This is a genomic window from Streptomyces sp. NPDC005551, assembly GCF_042871785.1.
GTDB lineage: Bacteria > Actinomycetota > Actinomycetes > Streptomycetales > Streptomycetaceae > Streptomyces.
This window is the reverse complement of record NZ_JBIAJE010000015.1, coordinates 1-22,224: the sequence shown is the minus strand read 5'-3', so window position 1 is coordinate 22,224 and position 22,224 is coordinate 1. Positions and strand designations below refer to the sequence as shown.

Genomic DNA, 22,224 nt, shown 5'->3' with positions numbered 1-22,224 from the left:
CGGTGCCCGTCAGCCGCCGGTGGTGACGTCCGGGTCCTTGAACCTGCCCGGGCGGCACTGGAACGGGTAGCCCGCGGCCTCCGTCCCGGCCGTCGCCGCGTCGCCCGCCCGGATCGCGTCGAGGAGCCGGGTGTGGTCCATGTACGTCTCCGGCGTCAGCCTCTCGCCGACGTCCTCGCGCAGCCAGTCGCGCATGACCTCGCCCAGGTCCGCGTACATCCCGGTCATGACCTCGTTGTGCGAAGCGGCCACCACCGCGAGGTGGAAGGTCGCGTCGGCCGTCACGAAGGCCTCCGCGTCGCCCGACTCCCAGGCCTCGTCACGCCGCACGAGCAGGGCGTGGAGCTGCTTGAGGTCGCGCTCGGTGCGCCGCTCGGCGGCCAGCCGGGCGGCACTGGACTCCAGCGTGGAGCGCAGCTCCGCGACGTGCCGCGGGTCGGCGTCCGCGAACCGCCGGTGCATGACGCCCGCCAGCTCACTGGTCGCCACGACGTAGGTGCCCGACCCCTGGCGGATGTCCAGCAGCCCGTTGTGCGCGAGCGCCCGGACGGCCTCCCTGACCGTGTTGCGGGCCACGCCCAGCTGCTCGACCAGCTCCGGCTCGGTGGGAATGCGGGAGCCGACGGGCCACTCACCGGAGGTGATCTGGTTCCGCAGCTCGCCGATGACCTGCTCGGACAGCGCCGACCGGCGGGGGTGGCTCAGCGGCATGACGGTCCTTCCTACGGGCCTTCCTGCGGGACCGCAGGCTCCGGAGAGTAACGCAGGCGGGCGGACACGAACGGAAGTGGACAACCAATCATCCCATGATTCTATGATGGCGGGCATGGCAAGCGAGCGGACGCGGACGAGGACACCCAGGGCGATACGCGGTTCCGGGGTCACCGGCCCCGAGGATCCGTCGTCCGGACGAACCGGGCGGCAGACTCCGGCGTCCGCCCCGGTTCCCCGAGCCGGCAACGAGGTGCCCGCCCCGCGCGCGTGGACGACGCGGCTGGTGGTCGTCGGCATCGTCCTCACCGCCCTCAATCTGCGGCCCGCCATCACCAGCCTGGGCGCCCTCCTCGAAGAGGTGCGCGACGGACTCGGGATGAGTGCCGGCGTCGCCGGTCTGCTCACCTCCGTGCCGCCGCTCTGCTTCGCCGTGTTCGGGGTGATGGCGCCGCGCCTGGCCCGCCGCTTCGGTCCCGGCGCGGTCGTCTGCGCGGGAATGGCCGCCATCGCCACGGGCCTGGCCGTCCGGCCGTACGCGGGCAACGCGGCGGGCTTCCTGGCGGGCAGCGCTCTCGCGCTCATGGGCATCGCCGTCAGCAACGTCCTGATGCCGGTGATCGTCAAGCGCTGGTTCCCGGACCGCGTGGGCTCCATGACCGGCCTGTACTCGATGGCACTCGCGCTCGGCACCTCGTCCGCCGCCGCGGTCACCGTGCCCATGACCGACGCGCTGGGCGGCAGCTGGCGGGCCGGGCTCACCGTATGGGCGGCCCTCGCGGCCGCCGCCGTACTGCCCTGGATACCGCTGCTGCGCGCGCGGCCGGCCGATTCCGGGACGACGGGCGGCGGGGGAGTGCCGGCGGCCGGCCAGAGGGGAACGCCCGGGGCCGATGGCGAGCAGGCCTCCCCGGCCGGGGGAGTTCGGGCTTCCGCGGGCGTCGCTGAGCCGCGTCCCGTGGCCGGCGGCACCACGGCCTCCACGGTGAGCGGCACGAAGGCCTCCGCGGCCGGCGCCTCCGGACGTGCGGCGGGCCCCGGCGAGGCGGTCTCCGCGGCCGCCGTCGGACGCGGGGCGGCCGAGGGGCTGCGGATCACCCGCAGCCGTACCGCCTGGGCGCTCGCCGTCTTCTTCGGCCTCCAGGCCACCGCCGCGTACGTGACCATGGGCTGGATGGCGCAGATCTTCCGCGACGCCGGAGTGCCGGCCGGCACCGCCGGTGTGCTGCTCGCGGTCACCATGGTGATGGGCGTGCCGCTGGCGTTCGTCATCCCGAGCCTCGCCACCCGGCTGCCGAACCAGGGGCCGATCGTGATCGCCCTCGGGATCAGCGGTCTCGCCGGGTACGCGGGCCTGTGGCTGGCCCCGGCCGCCGGCGCCTGGGCGTGGGCGGTGCTGCTCGGGGTCGCCAACTGCTCCTTCCCGCTGGCCCTCACCATGGTCGGTATGCGGGCCAGGACCGGCGCGGGCGTCGCCAAGCTGTCCGCCTTCGCCCAGAGCACCGGTTATCTCATCTCGATCCCCGGCCCGCTCCTGGTGGGCGTGCTCTACCAGCACAGCGGCGGCTGGGGCCTGCCGATCGCGCTGATGGCCGGGTTGATGGTCCCGCAGATCGCCGTGGGCATCCTGGCGGGCCGCAACCGCATCGTGGAGGACGAGGCCCGGCGCTGACCCCTCACGAGGGCCGGAGTGGGCGACCCCGTGGGCGGGGACGGGCGCGGCAGGTGCGAGACTGGCCGCATGCCTGTGCTCGACCCGAACCCCCAGAACGGCCAGAAGAAGCTGCTGCTCGTGCTCGGCGCGATGCTGGCCATCACCGTGATCATCGGCGTCATCGCGTCGATCGCCTCCCCGTGACCGCTTCGTCCGCCGTCGGTGGTGGGGGTAGCCCCACCGTCCCCTAGGGGGCGAGTGTCAGGGTGAAGTGGGTGGACCGCCGGATGGGGCGCGGGCGCCGGATTCCGTAGTTTCGAGGTGTGGTCGCGAGGACGCGGCCCACGGACACTCGAGGACCACGGAGGCGTCATGCCGGCCCCCACGCACATCCGGACCCACCCGGTGACCACGGGCGGCGTCGACATGCGACTGCCCTGGTGGGCCCTCGCGCTTCCGGTCCTGGCGTTCGTCGCGCTGCTGGCGCTGATAGTCAATCCGTCCGACGCGCACGCCGCGTCCGGTGCCCCCGCCCTCGCCCACGTCGTCGAGCGTTTCCAGGAAGCGGTCCTCCGCTGAAGGTTGCGCCGGACGGCCACCCCGGCGACAGGCGTGTGCCCCGACCGGCGGGCGGTCTTGCCGGCGGGTGGTCTCGCCGGCAGGCGCGGCGCGCGATTCTCGGGAAGTATGGACGGGCACGCGTCGGCCGGCCGCCTCGCGGCCCGGTGCGGCAGCAGTGCTGCTGTGACCCGTGGGGAAGGACCGGCACCCCTGCCACGGGAGCGGCTCAACTCCCTGCGCCCCGTGGCGTGTTTCGTGCGAAGCTGGGACGCATGAGCGTCGCAGAATCCCGCAGGATCGTCCTCTTCCGGCATGCGAAAGCCGACTGGCCGCAGATCTCCGACCACGAGCGGCCGCTCGCCGACCGGGGCCGCACGGACGCCGCCGTCGCCGGACGCAAGCTGTCCGACGCGGGCGTCCCCCTCGACCTGGCCATCTGCTCCACGGCGACCCGGACCCGCGAGACCTGGAAGCTCGCCGTCCACGAGCTGCCGCACCGGCCGAAGACGGTCTACGAGGAGCGGGTCTACGAGGCCTCGCCCGGTGAGCTGATCGCCGTGCTGAACGAGACACCCGACGACGTGCAGGACGTGGTCCTGATCGGTCACAACCCCGGCGTGCAGGGCCTCGCCGACATCCTCGCCGGCCAGTCCGAGGGCGATGTCCGGGCCCGCATGGGCAGCCGCGGTTTCCCGACCGCCGCCTTCGCCGTACTCACTTTCACCGGCCCCTGGAAGACCCTGGAGCCCGGCGTGGCCACCCTGGTCGACTACTGGGCCCCGTCGGAGTAACCCGCCACCACGCGGACGGGCGGCCGCCACGGCTCCCGTCCGCGTGCCAGGCACCCGGAGGGCCGGCCGGGGCGAGCGCGAAGATCAGAACGAGTCGTCGTCGTTGGTGTCCGCGGCCTCGACTTCTTCGCGGGTGACCCCCAGCAGATAGAGCACCGTGTCGAGGAACGGGAAGTTCACCGCCGTGTGCGCGGCCTCACGGACGACCGGCTTGGCGTTGAACGCGACCCCGAGTCCGGCCGCGTTCAGCATGTCGAGGTCGTTGGCGCCGTCACCGATCGCCACCGTCTGGCCCAGCGGCACCCCCGCCTCGGCGGCGAACCGGCGCAGCAGCCGCGCCTTGCCCGCCCGGTCCACGATCTCGCCGGTGACCCTGCCCGTCAGCTTCCCGTCGACGATCTCCAGCGTGTTGGCCTGCGCGAAGTCCAGGCCGAGCCGCTCCTTCAGGTCATCCGTGACCTGGGTGAACCCGCCCGAGACGACCCCGACCTGGAAGCCGAGCCGCTTGAGCGTGCGGATGAGGGTGCGCGCGCCCGGCGTCAGCCGCACCTCGCTGCGCACCTTGTCCACCACCGACGCGTCCAGCCCCGCCAGCAGGGCCACACGCGCGTGCAGGGACTGCTCGAAGTCCAGCTCGCCGCGCATCGCGGCCTCGGTCACCTCGGCGACCTCCTTCTCGCAGCCGGCGTGCGCCGCGAAGAGCTCGATCACCTCGTCCTGGATGAGGGTCGAGTCGACATCCATGACCACGAGCCGCTGGGCGCGCCGGTGCAGTCCCGCCGAGACCACCGCGACGTCGACGCCGAGCGCCGCGGCCTTGGTCGCCAGCGCGGTGCGCAGTGTCCCGGTCTCCGTACCCGACACCGCGAACTCGACCGCCGTCACGGGGTACTTGGCGAGCCGGAAGATCCGGTCGATGTTGCCGCCGGTGTCGGTGATCCGGGCGGCGATCGCGGCCGTCGACTCCGCGGTGAGGGGACGCCCGAGGACGGTGACGAGCGAGCGTCCGAGGCCGCGGGGCCGGTTGTCGCCGAGCCCGGAGATGATCTCGGCCTGCATCTTCATGGACTCCGCCCAGCTGTGGACGGTGGACCGCAGGTCACCCTCCAGCCCGGCGGGCGGCTCGGTCACGAGCGCGCACAGGACGATCCGGCCACGGGTGACGACCTGCTCGATGTCGACCACGTCGACGGAGTAGGCGGCGAGGGTGTCGAAGAGGCCGGCGGTGATGCCGGGCCGGTCCTTGCCGAAGATCTTGACGAGGAGGGTGGGGACGTCAGAGGTCTGCGAAGCGCTCATGGTGGTCCCACCGTATCCGGCACGCAGTGCCTTTCGCCGCCGAGGTCCGTCTGGCGGACAGCGAACAGTACGTGGCGGGCGGACGACCCCGGCCTTGCTCGCCGGTGACGGGTGCCCGGTGCCGCGCGGTGCCCGGGCGCCGGGCTCGGTGCCAGGGGGTGCCCCGTGCCCGGTCGGCGCGCCCCGCGCGAGCAGGCCCGCGGAGAACGTGACGTTCGTCGTGGGAGGAGGCTCCAGGTCGTGCCAGGCGTCGCGGAACAGGCGGGACTTTGCGGACACGGCCTAGTCGTGCCGTTCCGGCGGCGGGGGAGGTGACCCCTTCCTCGGGGGTGGCGGCGGTGGTGGTGGAGGCGGCGGCATCAGAGCCCCGCCCCGCGACGGAGGCCGCTGCCGGGGTGCTCGCGGCGGTGGCGTGACCGGCCTGATCACCGTGGGCGCTCCGTACACGTCCTCGGGCGCCCGTCCCTCCTGCTCGGGGTCGCAGCCGTACGGCTCGGGACCGTGCCGTCGTCCGGCCCGAGCCGGCGGTCGCTCTCCCGCCCCGGGGTCCCGGGGCGGCCGGTCTCCCGCCCCGGAGCCCGGTGCGGGCCGCTGCCCCGTACCGCCCTCGCCGCCGGCCCCGCCCTCGCCGTGGGAGCCGCTCTGCCGTGAGGCTCCCCCTCGTCCGGCGTTCCCGGCCGGCTGCCCGTCACGCGGAGGTCCGGAGCCCCCGCCGCACGGTCCCGTGCCCTCGGCCGGGCGCGCGTCCTGCGGCTCGCGCAGTTCGTCCGGTACCCGCAGATAGGGATTGGTGTCGGGGTTCGACGGCCGGAACGGCGCACCCGGGTGATAGGGCCCGGGCTCCGCGACCCGCTCCGGGGAGTGCTCCGGGAACCCCGGACGTTCCCCGGTCACCTCGATGCCCGCGTCACTCCGTGCCGCCGCAAGCGCCAAGGGCGCGGCCCGCCGTCCGGCGGCCCCCGTCGCGTACGCGAGCAGCGCCCCGCCGGCTCCCGCCCCCGCACCCCACGCGGCACCCAGCAGCGACGCCGTCACCGCGTGCCCGTGCAGTTCTGTCCCGGCGCCGAACGCGTCGAACCCGAGCACCGACAGCGAGGCGTCCACCGACACGTCCGTCAGCCGGGCCAGCAGCGGAAGCGCCACCGCCGTCACGATCCCGAGCGGCAGGGCGCAGCGCCCCGCGAAGCCGAGGGCGCCCCGACCCCGTACGCCCGCCGGCGCTCCCGGTTCTCCCCGGCGGGCGCCGCTCCGATCCCCTGCCCCCGGCGTACGCGCCGCCGCCAGTACTCCCGCGAACAGCATCATGAGCGCGGCCGCGACCCCCAACAGCCATACCCTGCCGTCCAGTTCGGCCATCCTGCCGAGCGTGACGGGCTCGTCGGCACTGATGCTCAGCAACTCGTCGAGGGGGTCGGGCAGCACCTTGGCGAGTTCGCCCGTGGCCTGTCCGTCCCAGGGCACGAGGAGGCCGAGCGGAACGCCCAGCCACACCCCGTTGGGCGCGCCGAGCAGCGCGGCACCCGCGATCCGCTTCGGGTGGTCGTCACCGGCCATCGCGTACGCCGCCGCCGCGAACCCCGCGGCGACCGAAACCAGTAACACCGTCACCAGCGCGGACGTGGCCGGGCGTACCACCCGGTGCACGGCGTCCCAGCCACGCGGCAGGGGAGTGCGGCGCGACGCGAGCAGCGCGATCAGCAGGACTCCTGCGGTCCATGCGGCGCCGCCGAGCAGGGTGGGCGCCGTGTCGACGGTGAAGCCGACGGCCGCCTTCGCGTCCACCAGGTCGCCGACCCGGTCGGGCAGCAGTCCGCCGATGTCCCCGAGACCGCCGGGCAGTTCGTCCGTGAGGTCGTCGAGGCCGCCGCCCGGCACCTTGTCGAGACCGAGTTCCCCGCCGTCGATCGTGATGACGTCGTGACCGGCCCAGGCGAGCCCGCCCAGCGTGGCCACGAACAGCACGACCACGGCGCCCGCGCGGGCCGCCAGTTCGGACGCGGGGAGCACGACCCGCGCCCCGCGCAGGGAACGCAGGAAGAACCAGGAGAGCAGCAGCGCGCCCACGAGGCTCACGCCCAGTGGCGTGATCTCGATGGCGGTCGTGGCCTCCGCTCCGTCCAGGCCGAAGGCCGAGACGTCCCCGGACGGCGTCACCGAACCGCCCGCCCCGAGCACCACGACCGCCGCGGTCATCGGACCGAGCGAGCCGGCCGAGTCCGCCCGAAGCAGGTGCAGCCCCAGCGCGGCCGTGCCCGCCATTCCGATCAAAGCCCAGCTCACGGCGGCGATCGCGGCGATCAGCACCTCCCCCCAGGGCACGTTCCTGTGGTGCTCCGCGCTCTCCATACCCATCGTCAGCCCCCCGGCCCGCGTCGCGGCGATGCACCGCGGATGTCCCCCCTCGCGGGGGATTACCACTCTCCGGGCCGGTTTCCACCCCGTCAACGGAAACGGACAAGCCGCACCCGGGCAGTCTTCACATGGCCCGACTTTCGGTCAGGGGGCTCCTACTGAAATAGTTCCCCACGATGTTCGACATCCCTAGACTCCCTGTGATGGGGGAACTTCGGGGGACAACTCAGTGGGGCATGGAGTGCCGGAACTCGTACTGGAATTGAATGGACGGACCTGGACGCTCGATGCGTCCAGGCCATACACCCTCGGACGTGATCCGCAGGGGGACGTGGTGCTCGACGACGCCAGGGTGTCCTGGCGTCACGCCACGATCAGCTGGAGCGGCCGCAGTTGGGTCATCGAGGACCACGGCAGCACCAACGGCACGTTCGTGCAGGGTCAGCGGATCCATCAGCTGGAGATCGTCCCCGGCTCGGCCGTGCACCTCGGCAACGCGACGGACGGTCCGCGCCTGAGCCTCTCGGGTGCCACCGCGGCGGTGGCCCCGCAGCAGCAGGCGCAGCCCCGGCAGCCGTACGCGGCGCAGGGCGCGGGCCCCGGCTGGGCGCATCAGGCACCTCAGCCGCAGGCTCCGCAGCAGCAGGCGCCGCTTCAGCAGCAGGCACCTCAGCAGGCGCCGCTCCAGAAGCAGGCACCTCAGCAGGTTCCGCCTCAGCAGCAGGCTCCGCAGCAGCAGAACTGGCCGCAGTCGCAGCAGGGTGCTTCCGTCCCGCAGCAGCACGGACCCGGTGGGGGCGCGGGGGCGCCGCCGGTCTACGGCGACCGCAGCCCGACCACGTTCCACCAGTTCTCGCTGGGCCGTGTCATGCGCATCGGCCGCGCTCTGGAGAACGAGCTGGTCGTCTCCGACCTCCAGGTCTCTCGGCACCACGCCGAGTTCCACGCGACGCCGGACGGCCGCTACGAGATCCGCGACCTCGGCTCGCACAACGGCACGTACGTCAACGGCCAGCCGATCGCCAAGGGCGGTTCCGCGCTGCTCGGCCCGAACGACATCGTCGGCGTCGGTCACTCGACGTTCCGGCTGGTCGGCGACCGGCTCGAGGAGTTCGTCGACACCGGTGAGGTCTCCTTCTCGGCCCGCCATCTGACCGTCACGGTCGACGGCGGCAAGCAGATCCTCAAGGACGTCTCCTTCGGCGTCCCGGAGAAGTCGCTCATCGCGGTGATCGGCCCGTCGGGTTCCGGCAAGTCGACGCTCCTGAAGGCACTCACGGGCTACCGCCCCGCCAACCAGGGTGACGTCCTCTACGACAACCGGAACCTGTACAAGCAGTTCGCCGAACTGCGGCAGCGCATCGGTCTGGTCCCGCAGGACGACATCCTGCACAAGGAGCTGACCGTCAGGAAGGCCCTCAAGTACGCGGCCAAGCTGCGCTTCCCCGCGGACACCACCGGGAAGGAGCGCGACGCCCGGATCGACGAGGTGCTGCGCGAGCTCAAGCTGGACATCCACAAGGAGAAGAAGGTCACCTCTCTCTCCGGCGGCCAGCGCAAGCGGGTCTCGGTCGCCCTGGAGCTGCTGACCAAGCCCTCGCTGATCTTCCTGGACGAGCCGACCTCCGGTCTCGACCCGGGCATGGACCGCGACGTCATGCAGCTGTTGCGCGGCCTCGCCGACGACGGCCGCACGGTGCTCGTCGTCACCCACTCCGTGGCCGAGCTGGCGATCTGCGACAAGCTGCTGGTGATGGCGCCCGGCGGCTCGGTCGCCTACTTCGGTCCGCCCGAGGAGGCCCTGAACTTCTTCGGCTACGACACCTGGGCCGACGTCTTCTCCGCCTTCGAGAACTACCGCGACTACGACTGGGCGGGCCGCTGGAGGGGTTCGCAGCACTACCAGATGTACGCCGCGGACATCGACGCCGTCGCCCCGCAGTCGGTGCACATGCCGCCCGCGCAGGCGATGAAGCCGCCCAAGCCGCAGGGCTGGGGCTCGCAGCTGATGACGCTGGTCCGCCGCTATGTGTCGGTGATCGCGTCCGACAAGGGGTTCCTGGCGCTGACGGTGATCCTGCCGGCGGTCCTCGGCGCGGTCAGCCTGCTGATCGACCCGGACAAGAACCTGCTGGTGAACCCGGCGGTCAACCCGAAGACCGGCGCGCACATCCCGAACGGCACCGCCACCACGGTGCTCCTGATCCTCGCGGTCGGCGCCTGCTTCGCGGGCGCGGCCAACTCGGTCCGCGAACTGATCAAGGAACGCGTGATCTACGAGCGGGAACGGGCGACCGGTCTGTCGCGCTCCGCTTACCTGATGTCGAAGGTCATCGTCCTCGGCACCGTCACGGTGTTCCAGGGCGCCCTGGTCGGCGTGATCGGCTTCTCCAGCCGCACGATCCCCGACGAGGGCCTGATCCTCGGCAGCGGCAAGATCGCGGTCATGATCGAGCTGTCGATCCCGATCATGGCTCTCGGCTTCACCTCGATGATGTTCGGCCTGATCATCTCGTCCCTGGTGAAGACCGCCGAGAAGACCATGCCCCTGCTGGTCATGTTCGCGATCATCCAGGTCGTCTTCACCGGCTGCCTCTTCATCCTGCACGGCACCGTCGGCGTCAACCAGTTCTCGTACCTGATGCCGTCGCGCTGGGCGGTCGCCGCGGCCGGCGCCACGCTGGACTTCAACAACATCAGTCCGAACACGGACGACCCGTCCAGCACGGACCCGCTCTGGGACCACGCGGCATCGGCCTGGACCATGGACATGATGGCCCTGCTCGTCCTCGGCGCCCTGTGCGGCTTCTTCGTGGCCCGCTTCCTGCGCCGCCACGAGCCGGAGGTCATGCGCAAGTAGCGCCACCGGACACCTGAAGGGCGGCACCCCCGACCGGGGTGCCGCCCTTGTGCGTCTTGACCGAGACCCTCAGAGGTCCGCGCGATACTCGCGAGACTCAGTAGGCGCTGTTGACGTTGTCGATGGAGCCGTACTTGTCGGCCGCGTAGTTGGCGGCGGCCGTGATGTTGGCGACCGGGTCGTAGATGTTCGTCGACGTGCCCGGGACGTGGTACGCCGCGAAGGTCGGCGGGATGACCTGGAGCAGGCCCTTCGACGGGATGCCGTTGATGGCGTTGATGTCCCAGTCGTTGATGGCGTTGGGGTTGCCCGAGGACTCGCGGATGATGTTCTTGTGCAGCCCGTGGTAGCTGCCCGGGATGCCCTTCTGCTTCATGATGTCCAGCGACTGGCGGATCCAGCCGTCCAGGTTGTTCGCGTACGTCTTGGCGGCGACCGGCTTGACCTGCGGGCGCTGCGCGGAGCGGGTCGCGGCCTGCTTCTTGCGCGCCTCCTCCGCCTTCTTCTTGGCGGCGGCCTGCTCGGCGGCCTTCTTCTTCGCGGCGGCCTCGTCGGCAGCCTTCTTCTTCGCGGCCTCGGCCTTGACCGTGGCGCCCGCCAGCTGGTCGGTGACGCTGGCCTTCACGTCCTTGATCTGCTCCTGGCTGTAGGCCACGGAGGACGTGGACGCGGCGGCGTCGGTGGTCGTGGTCTGCGAGTTCGCCGGCACGGCCGTGAACGCGAGGGCGGCGGCACCGAGGGCCGCGACACCGGCGAACGAAAGCTTGTGGGTCTTGGTCAGCTGGGGACTGTGCACCGGAGCGATGAACTTCTTGGGCATGACTGATGGACCTCTTCGAATAGCGCGGACGCCGCTCCCGGTCCGTGGGGACAGAGTGTTTTTCCGGACGAACGCCGCGGGGCGAAACCCGCGGCGTTGAGCGACGTGAGCCATTGTTAGCGGCCGCAAAATCCTGTGGCAAAGGTGTGACGTACGAAGCGGGGTAGTGGAGCACAGAGGGGCAAAACGGGGCAGACTGGCACGTCTTCCCCGCTCAGGTGGGTCCCCCCTGTCTCCTATGCCCGTTCGTACGTGATGTGTGCCCTATGCGCGGGCTCACACCGCCACCGCGCCAGTCTCACCCCAGGTTGCTGACGCAATGCTCTGTGTGAGGGTCTTCCGCCGGCAGCAGGAGGTGGGTGTCCCCGAACTCGTGCCAGAGATGGCGCCCGCGCAGCGCCTCGCCGTACCCGCGCTCGACCGCGGCCCGCCCGGTGACGGCCGCCGACATCAGCAGATGCGACGCCTCCGGCTCGTGCAGCCCGGTCAGCAGCCCCTCCACCACCCGTACCCCGCGCTCCGGTGTGATCCCAGATCCGTCCAGCCCTGCCCGCCCCGGACCACCCCGTCCGCTCCCGCCGCGGACGCCGCGCTGTCAAGGGACGCGCCACGCTCGGCATCTCCGCACTGCCCGTACCGTCGGCGGACGGCAGCGCGAACACCGTCTGGTACGCCGACGGCGGCTGAGCCCGCTCCGTGTACGAGTAGCGAATGGGAGGTGCGGCTTCCCGGGGGTGTCCGGGCCCTTCGCCCTTAGACCCACCGGCATGGGCCGCTCGCACTGGGCCCGCCGGCATGGGCCTCTAGCACTAGGCCCGCCGGCATGGGTCCCGCGACCTAGGTCCACCGGCCCGGGCGACCGCCACCACAGGTCGGATACGCACTGTCACAGGCCGCCGGTACCGTGAAGTCATGAGCCAAGGCCCCAGGTCCGGCCTGTACGCGGTCAGCTCCGCGCTGCTGGCCATGAGCAGACACCTCGAGGTGCGCGACGTCCTCAAGACGATCGTCGCCTCGGCCCGCGAGCTGCTCGACGCCGAGTACGCGGCCCTCGGTGTCCCGGACGATCACGGAGGCTTCGCCCAGTTCGTCGTCGACGGTGTCAGCGACGCCCAGTGGAAGGCCATCGGACCGCTCCCGCGCCAGCACGGCATCCTCGCCGCGATGCTGCACGAGGCCCGCGCCGAGCGCCTCGCCGACGTGCGCGAGGACCCCCGCTTCGAGGGCTGGCCCGCGGCCCACCCCGAGATGTCGGACTTCCTCGGCCTGCCGATCCGCGACGGCGACGACGTCCTCGGCGCCCTCTTCCTCGCCAACAAGGTGCGGTGCTCCGAGGAGCGCCCCGCCGCACCCGGACCCGGCAGAGAAGAGGGCGACGGCCTCCGCTGCCGCTTCACCGAGGAGGACGAGGAACTCCTGACGATCCTCGCCCAGCACGCCGCGATCGCCCTGACCAACGCCCGGCTCTACGAGCGCAGCCGGGAACTCACCATCGCCGAGGAGCGCTCCCGCCTCGCGCACGAGCTGCACGACGCCGTCAGCCAGAAACTGTTCTCGCTGCGCCTCACCGCCCAGGCCGCCGCGGCCCTCGTCGACCGCGACCCCTCCCGGGCCAAGGGCGAACTCCAGCAGGTCGCCGCCCTCGCCGCGGAAGCCGTCGACGAACTGCGCGCCGCCGTCGTGGAGCTGCGGCCCGCCGCCCTCGACGAGGACGGTCTCGTGGCCACGCTGCGCACCCAGATCCAGGTGCTCGACCGCGCCCAGGCGGCGCGCGTGACCTTCGAGAGCAGCGGAGTACGCGCCCTGCCCGCGGCCCAGGAGGAAGCCCTGCTGCGCGTCGCCCAGGAAGCGCTGCACAACGCGCTGCGCCACTCCGGAGCGGCCCGCGTCGACGTGACCCTCGCGAAGCGCGGACCGGGCGCCGTCCTCACCGTCGCCGACGACGGCGGCGGCTTCGAACCCCACGCGATCCGCAGCGCGGGACGCCATCTCGGCCTCGTCTCCATGCGGGACCGGGCGAGCGGCGTCGGCGGCACGCTCACCGTGGAATCGGCGCCCGGAAAGGGCACCCGGATAGAGATGGAGGTCCCTGGTGGCTGACGCGATCAAGGTGCTGCTGGTCGACGACCACCAAGTGGTCCGCCGGGGCCTGCGCACCTTCCTCGAGGTGCAGGACGACATCGAGGTCGTGGGCGAGGCCTCCGACGGCGCCGAAGGAGTCGCCCGCGCGGAGGAACTGAAACCGGACGTCGTCCTCATGGACGTGAAGATGCCGGGGATGGACGGCGTCGAGGCGCTGCGCAGGCTGCGCGAGCTGGCCAACCCCGCGCGCGTGCTGATCGTGACCAGCTTCACCGAGCAGCGCACGGTGGTGCCCGCCCTGCGCGCCGGTGCCGCCGGGTACGTGTACAAGGACATCGACCCCGACGCGCTCGCCGGCGCCATCCGGTCCGTGCACGCCGGACACATCCTGCTCCAGCCCGAGGTCGCGGGCGCCCTGCTGTCCCAGGAGGAGGCGGGACCGGGTCAGGGGAGGGGCGGCTCGCTCACCGAGCGGGAGCGCGAGGTGCTCGGTCTGATCGCCGACGGCCGCTCCAACCGGGAGATCGCCCGGGCACTCGTCCTCTCCGAGAAGACCGTCAAGACCCACGTGTCGAACATCCTGATGAAACTCGACCTCGCCGACCGTACGCAGGCCGCGCTGTGGGCCGTACGGCACGGGGCGGCAGGCTGAAGGTGCCCGGACGGGAGCGTGCCCACCCGGAGGGGCACCGGCCGGTGCCCGTCCAGCCGACCGCGCCCCGACACCGGGGGCCAAGGCGGGGCGCCCGGAGTGAAGGCGGGAGTGGTCCACCCGGACGGCGCCCGACGAGGGCAACGCCCGCCCGCTGCCCGCGAGTTCAGCGAACCCCCCGCTCCCGCTCCTCCACGAACGCGTTGAACGCGGCCACCTGCGCCCGCCGAGCCGTCCGCTCCACCGGCCGCAGCGCCTCCGCCCGCGCCCCCATCTCCGAGGCGCTCACCGCCCCGCCGTGCCCGTTCTCGTACGCCACGGAGATCAGCAGCCCCACCCGCTGGGCCAGCTCCAGCACCCGTACCGCCCGCGGCGGATACCCGGGCGCCAGCACCTCACGACCCCGCTCGGCCCGAGCCCAGTACGCGTCCACCGCGGCCTCCGCCACCGGCCCCGACCCGGCCACGTCGAGCCGCGACAGCACCTCGGTCGCCTCGCGCAGGGCCTCCGCCAGTTCCCGCTCCGCCTCGCCGAGGGACGGCACGTCCGCGGGCGGCGCCTCCCGTACGGGAAGGCAGTGCCAGACGACCTCCACGTGGACGTCGCCCTCGGGCCCCGCCTCGTACACCTCAGGCACCAGCCCGAGCCCGGCCCCCCGGCAGACGACCGCCTCCTGCGCGTCGAGGGCCCGCGCGTTGAACTCAGGCGGCCCGCTCAGCCCCAGCGGATGCCCCGGCGCGGGCAGCGCCACCCGCAGCCCGGTCACCCCGAGCGCGCGCAGCCGCCCGAGGGCGAGCGTGAGACCGACGGGCCCCGGCTCACCGGGGAGTCCCGCGACGCGATGCACGGCGTCCTCACCGACGATGGCGAGCACGGCGTCGTCCGGCGAAACAAGTCCGGCCAAAAGGGCGTTTCCCCATGCGGCCAGGCGTCCTGAGCGTGGTTCCGAGAGCATGCCCCCACCCTAAGGACCGACCGATGGATTGGACCGCCCGACCGGTGGCGTAGGTTTTCCCTGGGGGCTGCGTCCACAGACGTATGCGACGGCCGAGACTGCAATGGGAGACAGCGCGCTGATGAGCGATGTTCTGGAGCTTGAGGACGTATCCGTGGTCCGAGAGGGCCGGGCTCTGGTGGACCAGGTCTCCTGGTCGGTCAAGGAAGGCGAGCGCTGGGTCATCCTCGGCCCGAACGGCGCCGGGAAGACGACCCTCCTGAACCTCGCCTCCAGCTACCTCTTCCCCAGCTCGGGCACCGCCACCGTCCTCGGTGAGACCCTCGGCAAGGTCGACGTCTTCGACCTGCGCCCGCGCATCGGCATGGCGGGCATCGCCATGGCGGAGAAGCTCCCCAAGCGCCAGACCGTCCTGCAGACCGTGCTCACCGCCGCGTACGGCATGACCGCCGGCTGGCAGGAGGAGTACGAGGACATCGACGAGCAGCGCGCCCGCGCGTTCCTCGACCGCCTCGGCATGAGCGACTACCTCGACCGCAACTTCGGGACGCTCTCCGAAGGCGAACGCAAGCGCACCCTGATCGCGCGCGCCCTGATGACCGACCCCGAACTGCTGCTCCTGGACGAGCCCGCCGCGGGCCTCGACCTCGGAGGCCGCGAGGACCTCGTGCGCCGCCTCGGCCGCCTGGCCCGCGACCCGATCGCCCCCTCCATGATCATGGTCACGCACCATGTCGAGGAGATCGCGCCGGGCTTCACCCACGTGCTGATGATCCGCCAGGGCAAGGTGCTGGCCGCCGGCCCGCTCGAGCTCGAACTCACCTCGCGCAACCTTTCCCTCTGCTTCGGCCTGCCCCTCGTCGTCGAGCAGGTCGGCGAGCGCTGGACGGCGCAGGGCCTCCCGCTCTCCTGACACCCGGTCGGTGCGGCCCGCGGCGGGGTCCGGGGCCAAACGCCCCCCGGGCCCGCGCGGCGGGGGTACCCGTGATCGTGCGCCCTGTCCGTCCGTGCGGCGCGGTCCTACCATGACCGTGTGAACGACATCGACGCATGGGTGTGGTGGCTGGTCGCCGCCGTCGGACTCGGAATCCCCCTCGTGGTCACGGCGATGCCGGAGTTCGGCATGCTGGCCGTGGGCGCCGTCGCGGCGGCGGGCGCCGCGGGACTCGGCGGCGACGTCGTCCTCCAGGTCCTCGTCTTCGTCGCCGTATCGGTCGCCCTCATCGCCGTGGTGCGCCCCATCGCGGCCCGGCACCGGGCCCAACGCCCCCAACTCGCCACCGGTGTGGACGCGTTGCGGGGCAAGACGGCCGTCGTGCTGGAACGGGTCGACGGCTCGGGCGGCCGGATCAAGCTCGCCGGAGATATCTGGTCGGCGCGCTCCCTCGACGCCGGACAGACCTACGAGGCGGGGGAGCAGGTCGACGTCGTCGACATCGAGGGCGCCACGGCGATCGTGATGTGACCGCGCACGACTGGACCGAACGCCCCACGTCGCGACCGACGGTCTGTCAGACTCGTCCAGCAAGATCTTCAACACCCGTAAGATCTGAGGGAATTACCGAGGCGAAGGGTACGGGGAGCATCGATGGAACCGATCATCATCGTCCTGATCATTCTGGTGGTGTTGGTCTTCATCGCCCTGATCAAGACCATCCAGGTCATCCCACAGGCCAGCGCGGCCATCGTCGAGCGCTTCGGCCGCTACACGCGGACACTGAACGCGGGCCTCAACATCGTCGTCCCGTTCATCGACACCATCCGCAACCGCATCGACCTGCGCGAACAGGTCGTGCCGTTCCCGCCGCAGCCGGTGATCACCCAGGACAACCTGGTGGTCAACATCGACACGGTCATCTATTACCAGGTCACCGACGCCCGCGCCGCCACGTACGAGGTCGCCAGCTACATCCAGGCGATCGAGCAGCTCACCGTCACCACCCTGCGCAACATCATCGGTGGCATGGACCTGGAGCGGACCCTCACCTCCCGCGAGGAGATCAACGCGGCCCTGCGCGGCGTCCTGGACGAGGCCACCGGCAAGTGGGGCATCCGCGTCAACCGCGTGGAGCTCAAGGCCATCGAGCCGCCCACCTCCATCCAGGACTCGATGGAGAAGCAGATGCGCGCCGACCGCGACAAGCGCGCCGCGATCCTCACCGCCGAAGGCATCCGCCAGTCGCAGATCCTCACCGCCGAAGGTGAGAAGCAGTCCGCGATCCTGCGGGCCGAGGGTGAGGCCAAGGCCGCCGCCCTGCGCGCGGAGGGCGAGGCCCAGGCCATCCGTACGGTCTTCGAGTCCATCCACGCCGGAGACGCGGACCAGAAGCTCCTCGCCTACCAGTACCTCCAGATGCTCCCGAAGATCGCCGAGGGCGACGCCAACAAGCTCTGGATCGTACCGAGCGAGATCGGTGACGCCCTCAAGGGCCTGAGCGGCGCCATGGGCAATTTCGGCCCGATGGGCGGCGGTTCGGGTGGCGGCGGCTCCGAGCGCCGTGAGAAGCCGTCCGTCACGGACTGACGCAGCACATGACCGGGGCCCGCCTTCGACGAAGGCGGGCCCCGGTCACGTACGGCCTCAGGCGGCCGGCTGCGCCAGCCACTCCGGCAGCGCCTGGAAGTCGTCCTGCCCGAGCGTCAGCAGCATCGCGTCCGCGGGCGTCGGCTCGAACGGCTGCCGCAGCAGCGGCATGCCCGCCTGCTCCGGCGTACGGTCCGCTTTGCGGTGATTGTCCTCGGCGCAGGACGCGACGGTGTTCAGCCAGGAGTCCTGGCCGCCCTGCGCCCGCGGCACCACGTGGTCCACGGTCGTCGCCCGCCTGCCGCAGTACGCGCACCGGTGCCGGTCCCGCACCAGCACACCCCTGCGGGACCACGGCGCTTGTCTTCGGAACGGCACCCGTACGTAACGGCAGAGCCTGATCACCCGGGGCACGGGTATGTCGACCGCGGCTCCGCGCATGCGGAGTTCGGGGTGGGCCTGCTCGACGACGGCCTTGTCCTGCAGCACCAGAACGACGGCCCGGTTCAACGTCACCGTCGACAGCGGCTCAAAGCTCGCATTCAGTACCAGCGTGTCCCGCATCAAGCCCACCTCCCATGCGCTCCGGCCCACCCCCTGGCGGGCTTGGATCAACTCTGGCCGGGCACGTCGAGATGGACAACGCAATAAAAAAGATGCCCGCCTCTGATCAATTCCAAGACCAGAGGCGGGCAAACGTCCGGGGAACGCCGTCTTGCACGGGAGCCGTGAACTCACCGACGAGCCGGGCGCGCGCCCGGCGGCCGGGCGTCCGTCGCGGCGACGCGGAACACCAGTCCGTGCCGGAACCGCTTCCCGGCCGGTCCTAGAACCAGCTGCGCTTGCTGCCGACCTCCGACAGCCACTGGTTCAGGTACGCGGTCCAGTCGGTGCCCTGGTAGTCGTTCAGGCCCACCTTGAAGGCGCGGAACGAGTCGCTGCCCTCGCTGAACAGGCCCGGCCTCTTGTCCATCTCCAGGACGACGTCCATCTCGCGCTCGTCGGCGACGAAGCTCAGCTCGACCTGGTTCAGCCCGCGGTACTGCGCCGGCGGGAAGAACTCGATCTCCTGGTAGAACGGCAGCTTCTGCCGCGTACCGCGGATGTGACCGCGCTCCATGTCGGCGCTCTTGAAGCGGAAACCGAGCTGGAGGAACGCGTCCAGGATCGCCTGCTGGGCGGGCAGCGGGTGCACGTTGATCGGGTCCAGGTCGCTCGAGTCGACGGCGCGCGCGATCTCCAGCTCCGTGGTCACCCCGATGTGCATCCCCCGCAGCGGCTGGCCGTCGATCGTCGTGACCGGCGTCTCCCAGGGGATCTCCAGGCCGAACGGGACGGCGTGCACCGCGCCCGCCTTCAGCTCGAAGGCACCGCCCAGCCGCACCTTGGTGAACTCGATGTCCTGCTTGTGCTCCTGGTCGTCGTGGCCCTCGACCTCGACCCTGGCCTGCAGGCCCACCGACAGACCCTCGATGGCCTGGTCCACGGATCCGCCCTGGATCCGCACCTCGCCCTGCACGACGCCGCCCGGAACCGTGTTGACCTCGGTCAGCACCGTCTCGACCGAAGCCCCGCCGGCTCCCATGCTCGCAAGCAGCCGCTTGAACCCCATGTCACTTCCTCCCCAGGCAACGCCTGTACGTTCTGTGTGCGTGTGGATCCCTGATCCGTACAAACGCGATCCGGTGGCGGCCGGTTCCGCGTCCTCACCCTGCCAAGGGGGACGCTCCCTGACCACCCCGACGACGAGCAGCCGCTCTCGACTACGCTCGTACGCCATGATCGCGGCCCCTGACCGTACGCCTCTCGCCCGGGAGTTCTTCGACCGGCCCGTCCTGGAGGTCGCTCCGGACCTCCTCGGGCGCACCCTCGTGCGCACCACGGAGGACGGCCCGATCGAACTGCGCCTCACCGAGGTCGAGGCCTACGACGGTCCCAATGACCCCGGCTCCCACGCCTACCGGGGCCGCACGGCCCGCAACGACGTGATGTTCGGCCCGCCCGGTCATGTGTACGTCTACTTCACCTATGGCATGTCAAGGCGGTCAGCATGAACATCGATCTCCTCGCCCATCCTGCCGAAGAGGTCGCCCCAAGGTTGCTCGGTAGTGTCCTCACCTGCAAGACCCCGGAGGGAACCGTGAGCATCGTCATCACGGAGACCGAGGCGTACTCCGGTACGGCTGACCCGGCTTCCCATGCCTACCGAGGCCAGACGCCCCGTAACGCGGTCATGTTCGGACCTGCAGGGCACCTGTACGTGTATCGGTCCCACGGCCTCCACTGGTGCGCCAACGTCGTCACCGGGACGGACGGCATCGCCTCGGCCGTCCTCATCCGGGCAGGCAGGGTCATCGAGGGGGAAGACCTGGCACGCGAGCGACGGGGGGAGATGGTCGAGAGCGCACGGCTCGCCCGAGGTCCGGGGAACTTCTGCCAGGCACTCGGCGTGACGGGAGAGCACAACGGCGCGGACCTCCTAAGAGGGCCCTCGGTCCTGTTGTCCGAAGGTGAGCCTGTATCTGCCGCGCTCATCCAGGCCGGCCCTCGCGTAGGGGTGAGCAAGGCCCACGACTGGCAACACCGGTTCTACCTAGCCGGTGATCCGACGGTGTCGGCGTACCGACTGAGCCCGCGCGCCAAACCGCCCGCCGGAGCCTGAGCGCTGCCCGCCTCGCTGGGGAGCGAGAGGTGCACGCAGAGGCTTGAAGGGATGTCCGGCTCCTTGCCGGGTATGACGAAGGGCCCCCGACTCTCGTCAGACAGGGCCCGTCGCCACGTGGCGCCGACAGCCGGCTTGGCCCTCCGTAATGCCAGATCTGCCAGCTCGGCCTGGATCGTGGTCAGGTCGGCATCACACCTGCTGATGCCCGTCCGCAGGGTCGACGCGGAGATGTCCCCTACAGCGAACATCTCCGCCAGGGCAGTGCGCCTCTCGGAGGCGGCCGTCTCCTCGGCCAGTAGTCCGGCCTCTCGCTCCTCGTCCGCGGCATCTGTGGCCGGTGCCGCGTTCCACTCCTCGGCCCTGTCGATGACGTTCCTGACCACGAAGGAGTCAAGCGGGTCCGCCGGGCAGGTGATGCAGCGGCCACCAGAACAGGTGTAGATGCGGTACCGCTCGCCTGCCGCGTTCTTCTTGCTCCAACCTTGAGTGATGACGGCCTGACACTTGGAGCAGCGGGCCACGCCGGACAACAGGGCTTTGCGCTTGCCGCCCCCGCCCGTGTTGCGCTCGGGGTCGCTCAGGTAGCGGACCAAGGCCCGAAATATGGTCTCGGAGACGATCGCCTGCCAGTTGCCCGTGCCGGTCTCCTCGGTCCGCCGCACGCGCTTCCCGTCCGGCTTTCGACCCACTGCGAGTACGTCTGGATTCCCGCGTTCCTCGGCTTCAAGAGGACGGTCCGAAGGTTCGAGCTGCGCCACTCCTTGCCATGGGGCGAGGGCAGTCCACGCGTGTTCCAGTCCTTCGCGATGGACCAGACGGTGACACCCGCCAGGACATCCCGGTACGCCTGCCGCAGGGCTTCCGCCTCTGTTTCCCGGTGCCTGCCGTCCCGCTCGAAGCCGAAGGGGCGAGTACTCCAGAAGGGCCTCCCCGACTCCCTGCACCGCTGGTGTCCGAGTACCTGACGCTCTACCCGCATCTCGGTCTCGTTGCGAGCCACCACAGCGCCGATGCAAGCAGCGAGACGGCCGGACGGAGTGGACAGGTCGAGCACGCCCTGAGCCTGTGCGGCGGCCAGCGTGACGCCGGTCGCCTCGGCCAGGTCCACCAGGTCTTCAAGGTCCCAGGGGGTGCGGTACATACGGTCGTAGTGGCGGGACACGATGGCGTCGGCCTTGCCGTCCTCCACCAGAGCTTTGACGCGCTCCCACTCGGCGCTTCGCTTTGCTCCCCGCTTGGTCGAAGCTGACGTGTCCTCCTCGACGATCACGGCTACGACCGACCAGCCCTTCCGGTCGCAGAGCGCCTGACTCAGCTCGACCTGTTGTGTCAGGTTCCCACCCTTGGATTCCTCGCCCCTCGGGGTGGGACTGAGCCTGGCGTAGATGATTGCGCGCACTGCCTGTCTCCTGCTCGTCGTCGCCTTGCGGATGATGCCGGACCAAACGACATATATGCCTGGTGAGTTACCTATGGCATGTGCCACTGCATGAACCCGGTCTGCGGCCCCCAGGGCAGAGCGAGCGGGATCCTGCTGCGGGCCGGTGAGGTCACGGAGGGTGCCGAGCTCGCCCGCGAACGCCGACTCTCGGCCCGCAACGACAGAGAACTGGCCAAAGGACCCGCCCGCCTGGCCACGGCCCTCGGGGTGGACCGCGCCCTCGACGGTGCGGACGCCTGCGGGCCCGAGGACGGTCCCTTCCGCATGCTGGCCGGCACTCCCGTGCATCCCGACCAGGTACTCAGCGGTCCCCGCACCGGGGTCTCCGGCGACGGCGGCGTCCACCCCTGGCGCTTCTGGATCGCCAACGACCCGACGGTGAGCCCCTATCGGGCCCATACGCCTCGTCGCCGCCGAACTTGACTCGCCTCGGAGGGATCCGTAATGTGGCCCGAGCCGCTTGACCCGGGTACTGCGTTCAGCCAGCAGCCGGAAGCGGCCAACCCACTACCTGCGACTCCCCTCAACGGGGTCCAATTCGCCATGTCCGCATGTCGAATTCTGACTCCTCGGCTCGATTATGAGCTGTACGGGGAATCCGCTAACGTAGTGAATGTCGAAAGGCCCGCGAGGCATAAACCGCAGGCCCAAGACAATCCCGCCGACAGGGAATCGGGTCCGAAAGGGTCTGGTAGAGTCGGAACCGCCGGAAAGGGAAACGCGAAAGCGGGAACCTGGAAAGCACCGAGGAAATCGGAGCCAGAAACGGTCTGATAGAGTCGGAAACGCAAGACCGAAGGGAAGCGCCCGGAGGAAAGCCCGAGAGGGTGAGTACAAAGGAAGCGTCCGTTCCTTGA

At 70.9% G+C, this 22,224-nt stretch carries 20 protein-coding genes and 3 pseudogenes; 13 read left to right on the top strand and 10 right to left on the bottom strand.

All coding sequences use genetic code 11. The features are described from left to right. Window positions 1-9: 9 nt before the first annotated feature. Complete coding sequence (locus ACFYP4_RS31945) at window positions 10-711, bottom strand: FadR/GntR family transcriptional regulator (RefSeq protein ID WP_388790198.1); 702 nt, start codon at window positions 709-711, stop codon at window positions 10-12. 103 nt (window positions 712-814) lie between these two features. On the opposite strand from ACFYP4_RS31945, the gene ACFYP4_RS31940 reads away from it, so the two are divergent. The 4 genes from ACFYP4_RS31940 (at window position 815) to ACFYP4_RS31925 (ending at window position 3,717) form a co-directional block, all read left to right on the top strand. Next, window positions 815-2,383: a CynX/NimT family MFS transporter gene (locus ACFYP4_RS31940; RefSeq protein ID WP_388790195.1), complete on the top strand. Its 1,569-nt coding sequence runs from the start codon at window positions 815-817 to the stop codon at window positions 2,381-2,383. A 69-nt stretch (window positions 2,384-2,452) separates the two neighbouring features. Continuing rightward, window positions 2,453-2,569 carry an SGM_5486 family transporter-associated protein gene (locus ACFYP4_RS31935; RefSeq protein WP_358853437.1) on the top strand — a complete coding sequence of 39 codons (117 nt, stop codon included), beginning with the start codon at window positions 2,453-2,455 and terminating at the stop codon, window positions 2,567-2,569. 168 nt (window positions 2,570-2,737) lie between these two features. Continuing rightward, a complete protein-coding gene (locus ACFYP4_RS31930; protein WP_388790192.1) occupies window positions 2,738-2,944 on the top strand; it encodes a hypothetical protein in 207 nt (68 codons plus the stop codon). A gap of 254 nt (window positions 2,945-3,198) precedes the next feature. Beyond that, the gene (locus ACFYP4_RS31925) at window positions 3,199-3,717 is read left to right on the top strand and encodes a histidine phosphatase family protein (RefSeq protein ID WP_358853439.1); all 519 of its coding nucleotides are present in this window, start codon (window positions 3,199-3,201) and stop codon (window positions 3,715-3,717) included. 84 nt (window positions 3,718-3,801) lie between these two features. Here the strand turns inward: ACFYP4_RS31925 and serB are convergent, their stop codons facing one another. Next, window positions 3,802-5,016, bottom strand: a complete 1,215-nt coding sequence (serB, locus tag ACFYP4_RS31920) for a phosphoserine phosphatase SerB (RefSeq protein WP_358853440.1) — start codon at window positions 5,014-5,016, stop codon at window positions 3,802-3,804. Between the two features lie 282 nt (window positions 5,017-5,298). After that, on the bottom strand, window positions 5,299-7,368 hold the full coding sequence (locus tag ACFYP4_RS31915) for a streptophobe family protein (RefSeq protein WP_388790188.1): 2,070 nt from the start codon (window positions 7,366-7,368) through the stop codon (window positions 5,299-5,301). 241 nt (window positions 7,369-7,609) lie between these two features. Here ACFYP4_RS31915 and ACFYP4_RS31910 point away from each other — a divergent pair, with 241 nt between their 5' ends. Next, complete coding sequence (locus ACFYP4_RS31910) at window positions 7,610-10,228, top strand: FHA domain-containing protein (RefSeq protein ID WP_388790185.1); 2,619 nt, start codon at window positions 7,610-7,612, stop codon at window positions 10,226-10,228. A 97-nt stretch (window positions 10,229-10,325) separates the two neighbouring features. Here ACFYP4_RS31910 and ACFYP4_RS31905 read toward each other — a convergent pair whose 3' ends face one another. Together ACFYP4_RS31905 and ACFYP4_RS31900 are read right to left on the bottom strand one after the other, a co-directional pair. Further along, the gene (locus ACFYP4_RS31905) at window positions 10,326-11,048 is read right to left on the bottom strand and encodes a transglycosylase SLT domain-containing protein (protein ID WP_388790182.1); all 723 of its coding nucleotides are present in this window, start codon (window positions 11,046-11,048) and stop codon (window positions 10,326-10,328) included. A 298-nt stretch (window positions 11,049-11,346) separates the two neighbouring features. Further along, window positions 11,347-11,800: pseudogene (locus ACFYP4_RS31900) on the bottom strand (S-adenosylmethionine:tRNA ribosyltransferase-isomerase); the annotation flags it as partial. 160 nt (window positions 11,801-11,960) lie between these two features. Here ACFYP4_RS31900 and ACFYP4_RS31895 point away from each other — a divergent pair. Both ACFYP4_RS31895 and ACFYP4_RS31890 read left to right on the top strand, forming a co-directional pair. Next, window positions 11,961-13,148 (top strand): GAF domain-containing sensor histidine kinase, encoded by a 1,188-nt coding sequence (locus ACFYP4_RS31895; RefSeq protein ID WP_388790179.1) that lies wholly within the window; start codon window positions 11,961-11,963, stop codon window positions 13,146-13,148. Then, window positions 13,141-13,782 carry a response regulator transcription factor gene (locus ACFYP4_RS31890; protein WP_358853444.1) on the top strand — a complete coding sequence of 214 codons (642 nt, stop codon included), beginning with the start codon at window positions 13,141-13,143 and terminating at the stop codon, window positions 13,780-13,782. The genes ACFYP4_RS31895 and ACFYP4_RS31890 overlap by 8 nt, the downstream gene beginning before the upstream one ends. A 166-nt stretch (window positions 13,783-13,948) precedes the next feature. Here ACFYP4_RS31890 and ACFYP4_RS31885 read toward each other — a convergent pair whose 3' ends face one another. After that, a complete protein-coding gene (locus tag ACFYP4_RS31885) occupies window positions 13,949-14,737 on the bottom strand; it encodes a hypothetical protein (RefSeq protein ID WP_388790176.1) in 789 nt (262 codons plus the stop codon). 121 nt (window positions 14,738-14,858) lie between these two features. Between ACFYP4_RS31885 and ACFYP4_RS31880 the strand changes: the two genes are divergently transcribed. From ACFYP4_RS31880 to ACFYP4_RS31870, 3 genes are all read left to right on the top strand, one after another. Continuing rightward, window positions 14,859-15,650 (top strand): ABC transporter ATP-binding protein, encoded by a 792-nt coding sequence (locus ACFYP4_RS31880; protein ID WP_358853446.1) that lies wholly within the window; start codon window positions 14,859-14,861, stop codon window positions 15,648-15,650. A 120-nt stretch (window positions 15,651-15,770) separates the two neighbouring features. Continuing rightward, window positions 15,771-16,202, top strand: a complete 432-nt coding sequence (locus ACFYP4_RS31875; RefSeq protein ID WP_358853447.1) for an NfeD family protein — start codon at window positions 15,771-15,773, stop codon at window positions 16,200-16,202. Between the two features lie 123 nt (window positions 16,203-16,325). Further along, window positions 16,326-17,261 carry an SPFH domain-containing protein gene (locus ACFYP4_RS31870; protein ID WP_355787350.1) on the top strand — a complete coding sequence of 312 codons (936 nt, stop codon included), beginning with the start codon at window positions 16,326-16,328 and terminating at the stop codon, window positions 17,259-17,261. 57 nt (window positions 17,262-17,318) lie between these two features. Here ACFYP4_RS31870 and ACFYP4_RS31865 read toward each other — a convergent pair whose 3' ends face one another. Both ACFYP4_RS31865 and ACFYP4_RS31860 read right to left on the bottom strand, forming a co-directional pair. Beyond that, window positions 17,319-17,825, bottom strand: coding sequence for an HNH endonuclease (locus ACFYP4_RS31865; protein ID WP_358853448.1), 507 nt, complete (start codon window positions 17,823-17,825; stop codon window positions 17,319-17,321). Window positions 17,826-18,087: 262 nt separating this feature from the next. Next, entirely contained in the window at window positions 18,088-18,873 is a 786-nt protein-coding gene (locus ACFYP4_RS31860; RefSeq protein ID WP_358853449.1) for a sporulation protein, read from the bottom strand. A gap of 166 nt (window positions 18,874-19,039) precedes the next feature. On the opposite strand from ACFYP4_RS31860, the pseudogene ACFYP4_RS31855 reads away from it, so the two are divergent. Both ACFYP4_RS31855 and ACFYP4_RS31850 read left to right on the top strand, forming a co-directional pair. Continuing rightward, window positions 19,040-19,299: pseudogene (locus ACFYP4_RS31855) on the top strand (DNA-3-methyladenine glycosylase); the annotation flags it as partial. A gap of 12 nt (window positions 19,300-19,311) precedes the next feature. Further along, window positions 19,312-19,923, top strand: coding sequence for a DNA-3-methyladenine glycosylase (locus tag ACFYP4_RS31850; protein WP_358853450.1), 612 nt, complete (start codon window positions 19,312-19,314; stop codon window positions 19,921-19,923). On the opposite strand, the gene ACFYP4_RS31845 is transcribed toward ACFYP4_RS31850, so the two are convergent. Both ACFYP4_RS31845 and ACFYP4_RS31840 read right to left on the bottom strand, forming a co-directional pair. Beyond that, window positions 19,851-20,519, bottom strand: a complete 669-nt coding sequence (locus ACFYP4_RS31845) for a zinc ribbon domain-containing protein (protein ID WP_388790170.1) — start codon at window positions 20,517-20,519, stop codon at window positions 19,851-19,853. The two genes, ACFYP4_RS31850 and ACFYP4_RS31845, sit on opposite strands and share 73 nt — an antisense overlap. Further along, the gene (locus tag ACFYP4_RS31840; protein ID WP_388790167.1) at window positions 20,504-21,325 is read right to left on the bottom strand and encodes a recombinase family protein; all 822 of its coding nucleotides are present in this window, start codon (window positions 21,323-21,325) and stop codon (window positions 20,504-20,506) included. Before ACFYP4_RS31840 ends, ACFYP4_RS31845 begins: the two co-directional genes overlap by 16 nt. 69 nt (window positions 21,326-21,394) lie before the next feature. On the opposite strand from ACFYP4_RS31840, the pseudogene ACFYP4_RS31835 reads away from it, so the two are divergent. After that, a pseudogene (locus tag ACFYP4_RS31835) lies at window positions 21,395-21,790 on the top strand (DNA-3-methyladenine glycosylase); the annotation flags it as partial. Between the last annotated feature and the right edge of the window lie 434 nt (window positions 21,791-22,224).

Coding starts and splice junctions, on each gene's coding strand:
- ACFYP4_RS31940 (WP_388790195.1), top strand. CDS start 815: ATGATGGCGGGCATGGCAAGCGAGCGGACGCGGACGAGGACACCCAGG.
- ACFYP4_RS31915 (WP_388790188.1), bottom strand. CDS start 7,368: ATGGGTATGGAGAGCGCGGAGCACCACAGGAACGTGCCCTGGGGGGAG.
- ACFYP4_RS31895 (WP_388790179.1), top strand. CDS start 11,961: ATGAGCCAAGGCCCCAGGTCCGGCCTGTACGCGGTCAGCTCCGCGCTG.
- ACFYP4_RS31935 (WP_358853437.1), top strand. CDS start 2,453: ATGCCTGTGCTCGACCCGAACCCCCAGAACGGCCAGAAGAAGCTGCTG.
- ACFYP4_RS31870 (WP_355787350.1), top strand. CDS start 16,326: ATGGAACCGATCATCATCGTCCTGATCATTCTGGTGGTGTTGGTCTTC.
- ACFYP4_RS31880 (WP_358853446.1), top strand. CDS start 14,859: ATGAGCGATGTTCTGGAGCTTGAGGACGTATCCGTGGTCCGAGAGGGC.
- ACFYP4_RS31945 (WP_388790198.1), bottom strand. CDS start 711: ATGCCGCTGAGCCACCCCCGCCGGTCGGCGCTGTCCGAGCAGGTCATC.
- serB (WP_358853440.1), bottom strand. CDS start 5,016: ATGAGCGCTTCGCAGACCTCTGACGTCCCCACCCTCCTCGTCAAGATC.
- ACFYP4_RS31925 (WP_358853439.1), top strand. CDS start 3,199: ATGAGCGTCGCAGAATCCCGCAGGATCGTCCTCTTCCGGCATGCGAAA.
- ACFYP4_RS31850 (WP_358853450.1), top strand. CDS start 19,312: ATGAACATCGATCTCCTCGCCCATCCTGCCGAAGAGGTCGCCCCAAGG.
- ACFYP4_RS31905 (WP_388790182.1), bottom strand. CDS start 11,048: ATGCCCAAGAAGTTCATCGCTCCGGTGCACAGTCCCCAGCTGACCAAG.
- ACFYP4_RS31885 (WP_388790176.1), bottom strand. CDS start 14,737: ATGCTCTCGGAACCACGCTCAGGACGCCTGGCCGCATGGGGAAACGCC.
- ACFYP4_RS31865 (WP_358853448.1), bottom strand. CDS start 17,825: ATGCGGGACACGCTGGTACTGAATGCGAGCTTTGAGCCGCTGTCGACG.
- ACFYP4_RS31860 (WP_358853449.1), bottom strand. CDS start 18,873: ATGGGGTTCAAGCGGCTGCTTGCGAGCATGGGAGCCGGCGGGGCTTCG.
- ACFYP4_RS31930 (WP_388790192.1), top strand. CDS start 2,738: ATGCCGGCCCCCACGCACATCCGGACCCACCCGGTGACCACGGGCGGC.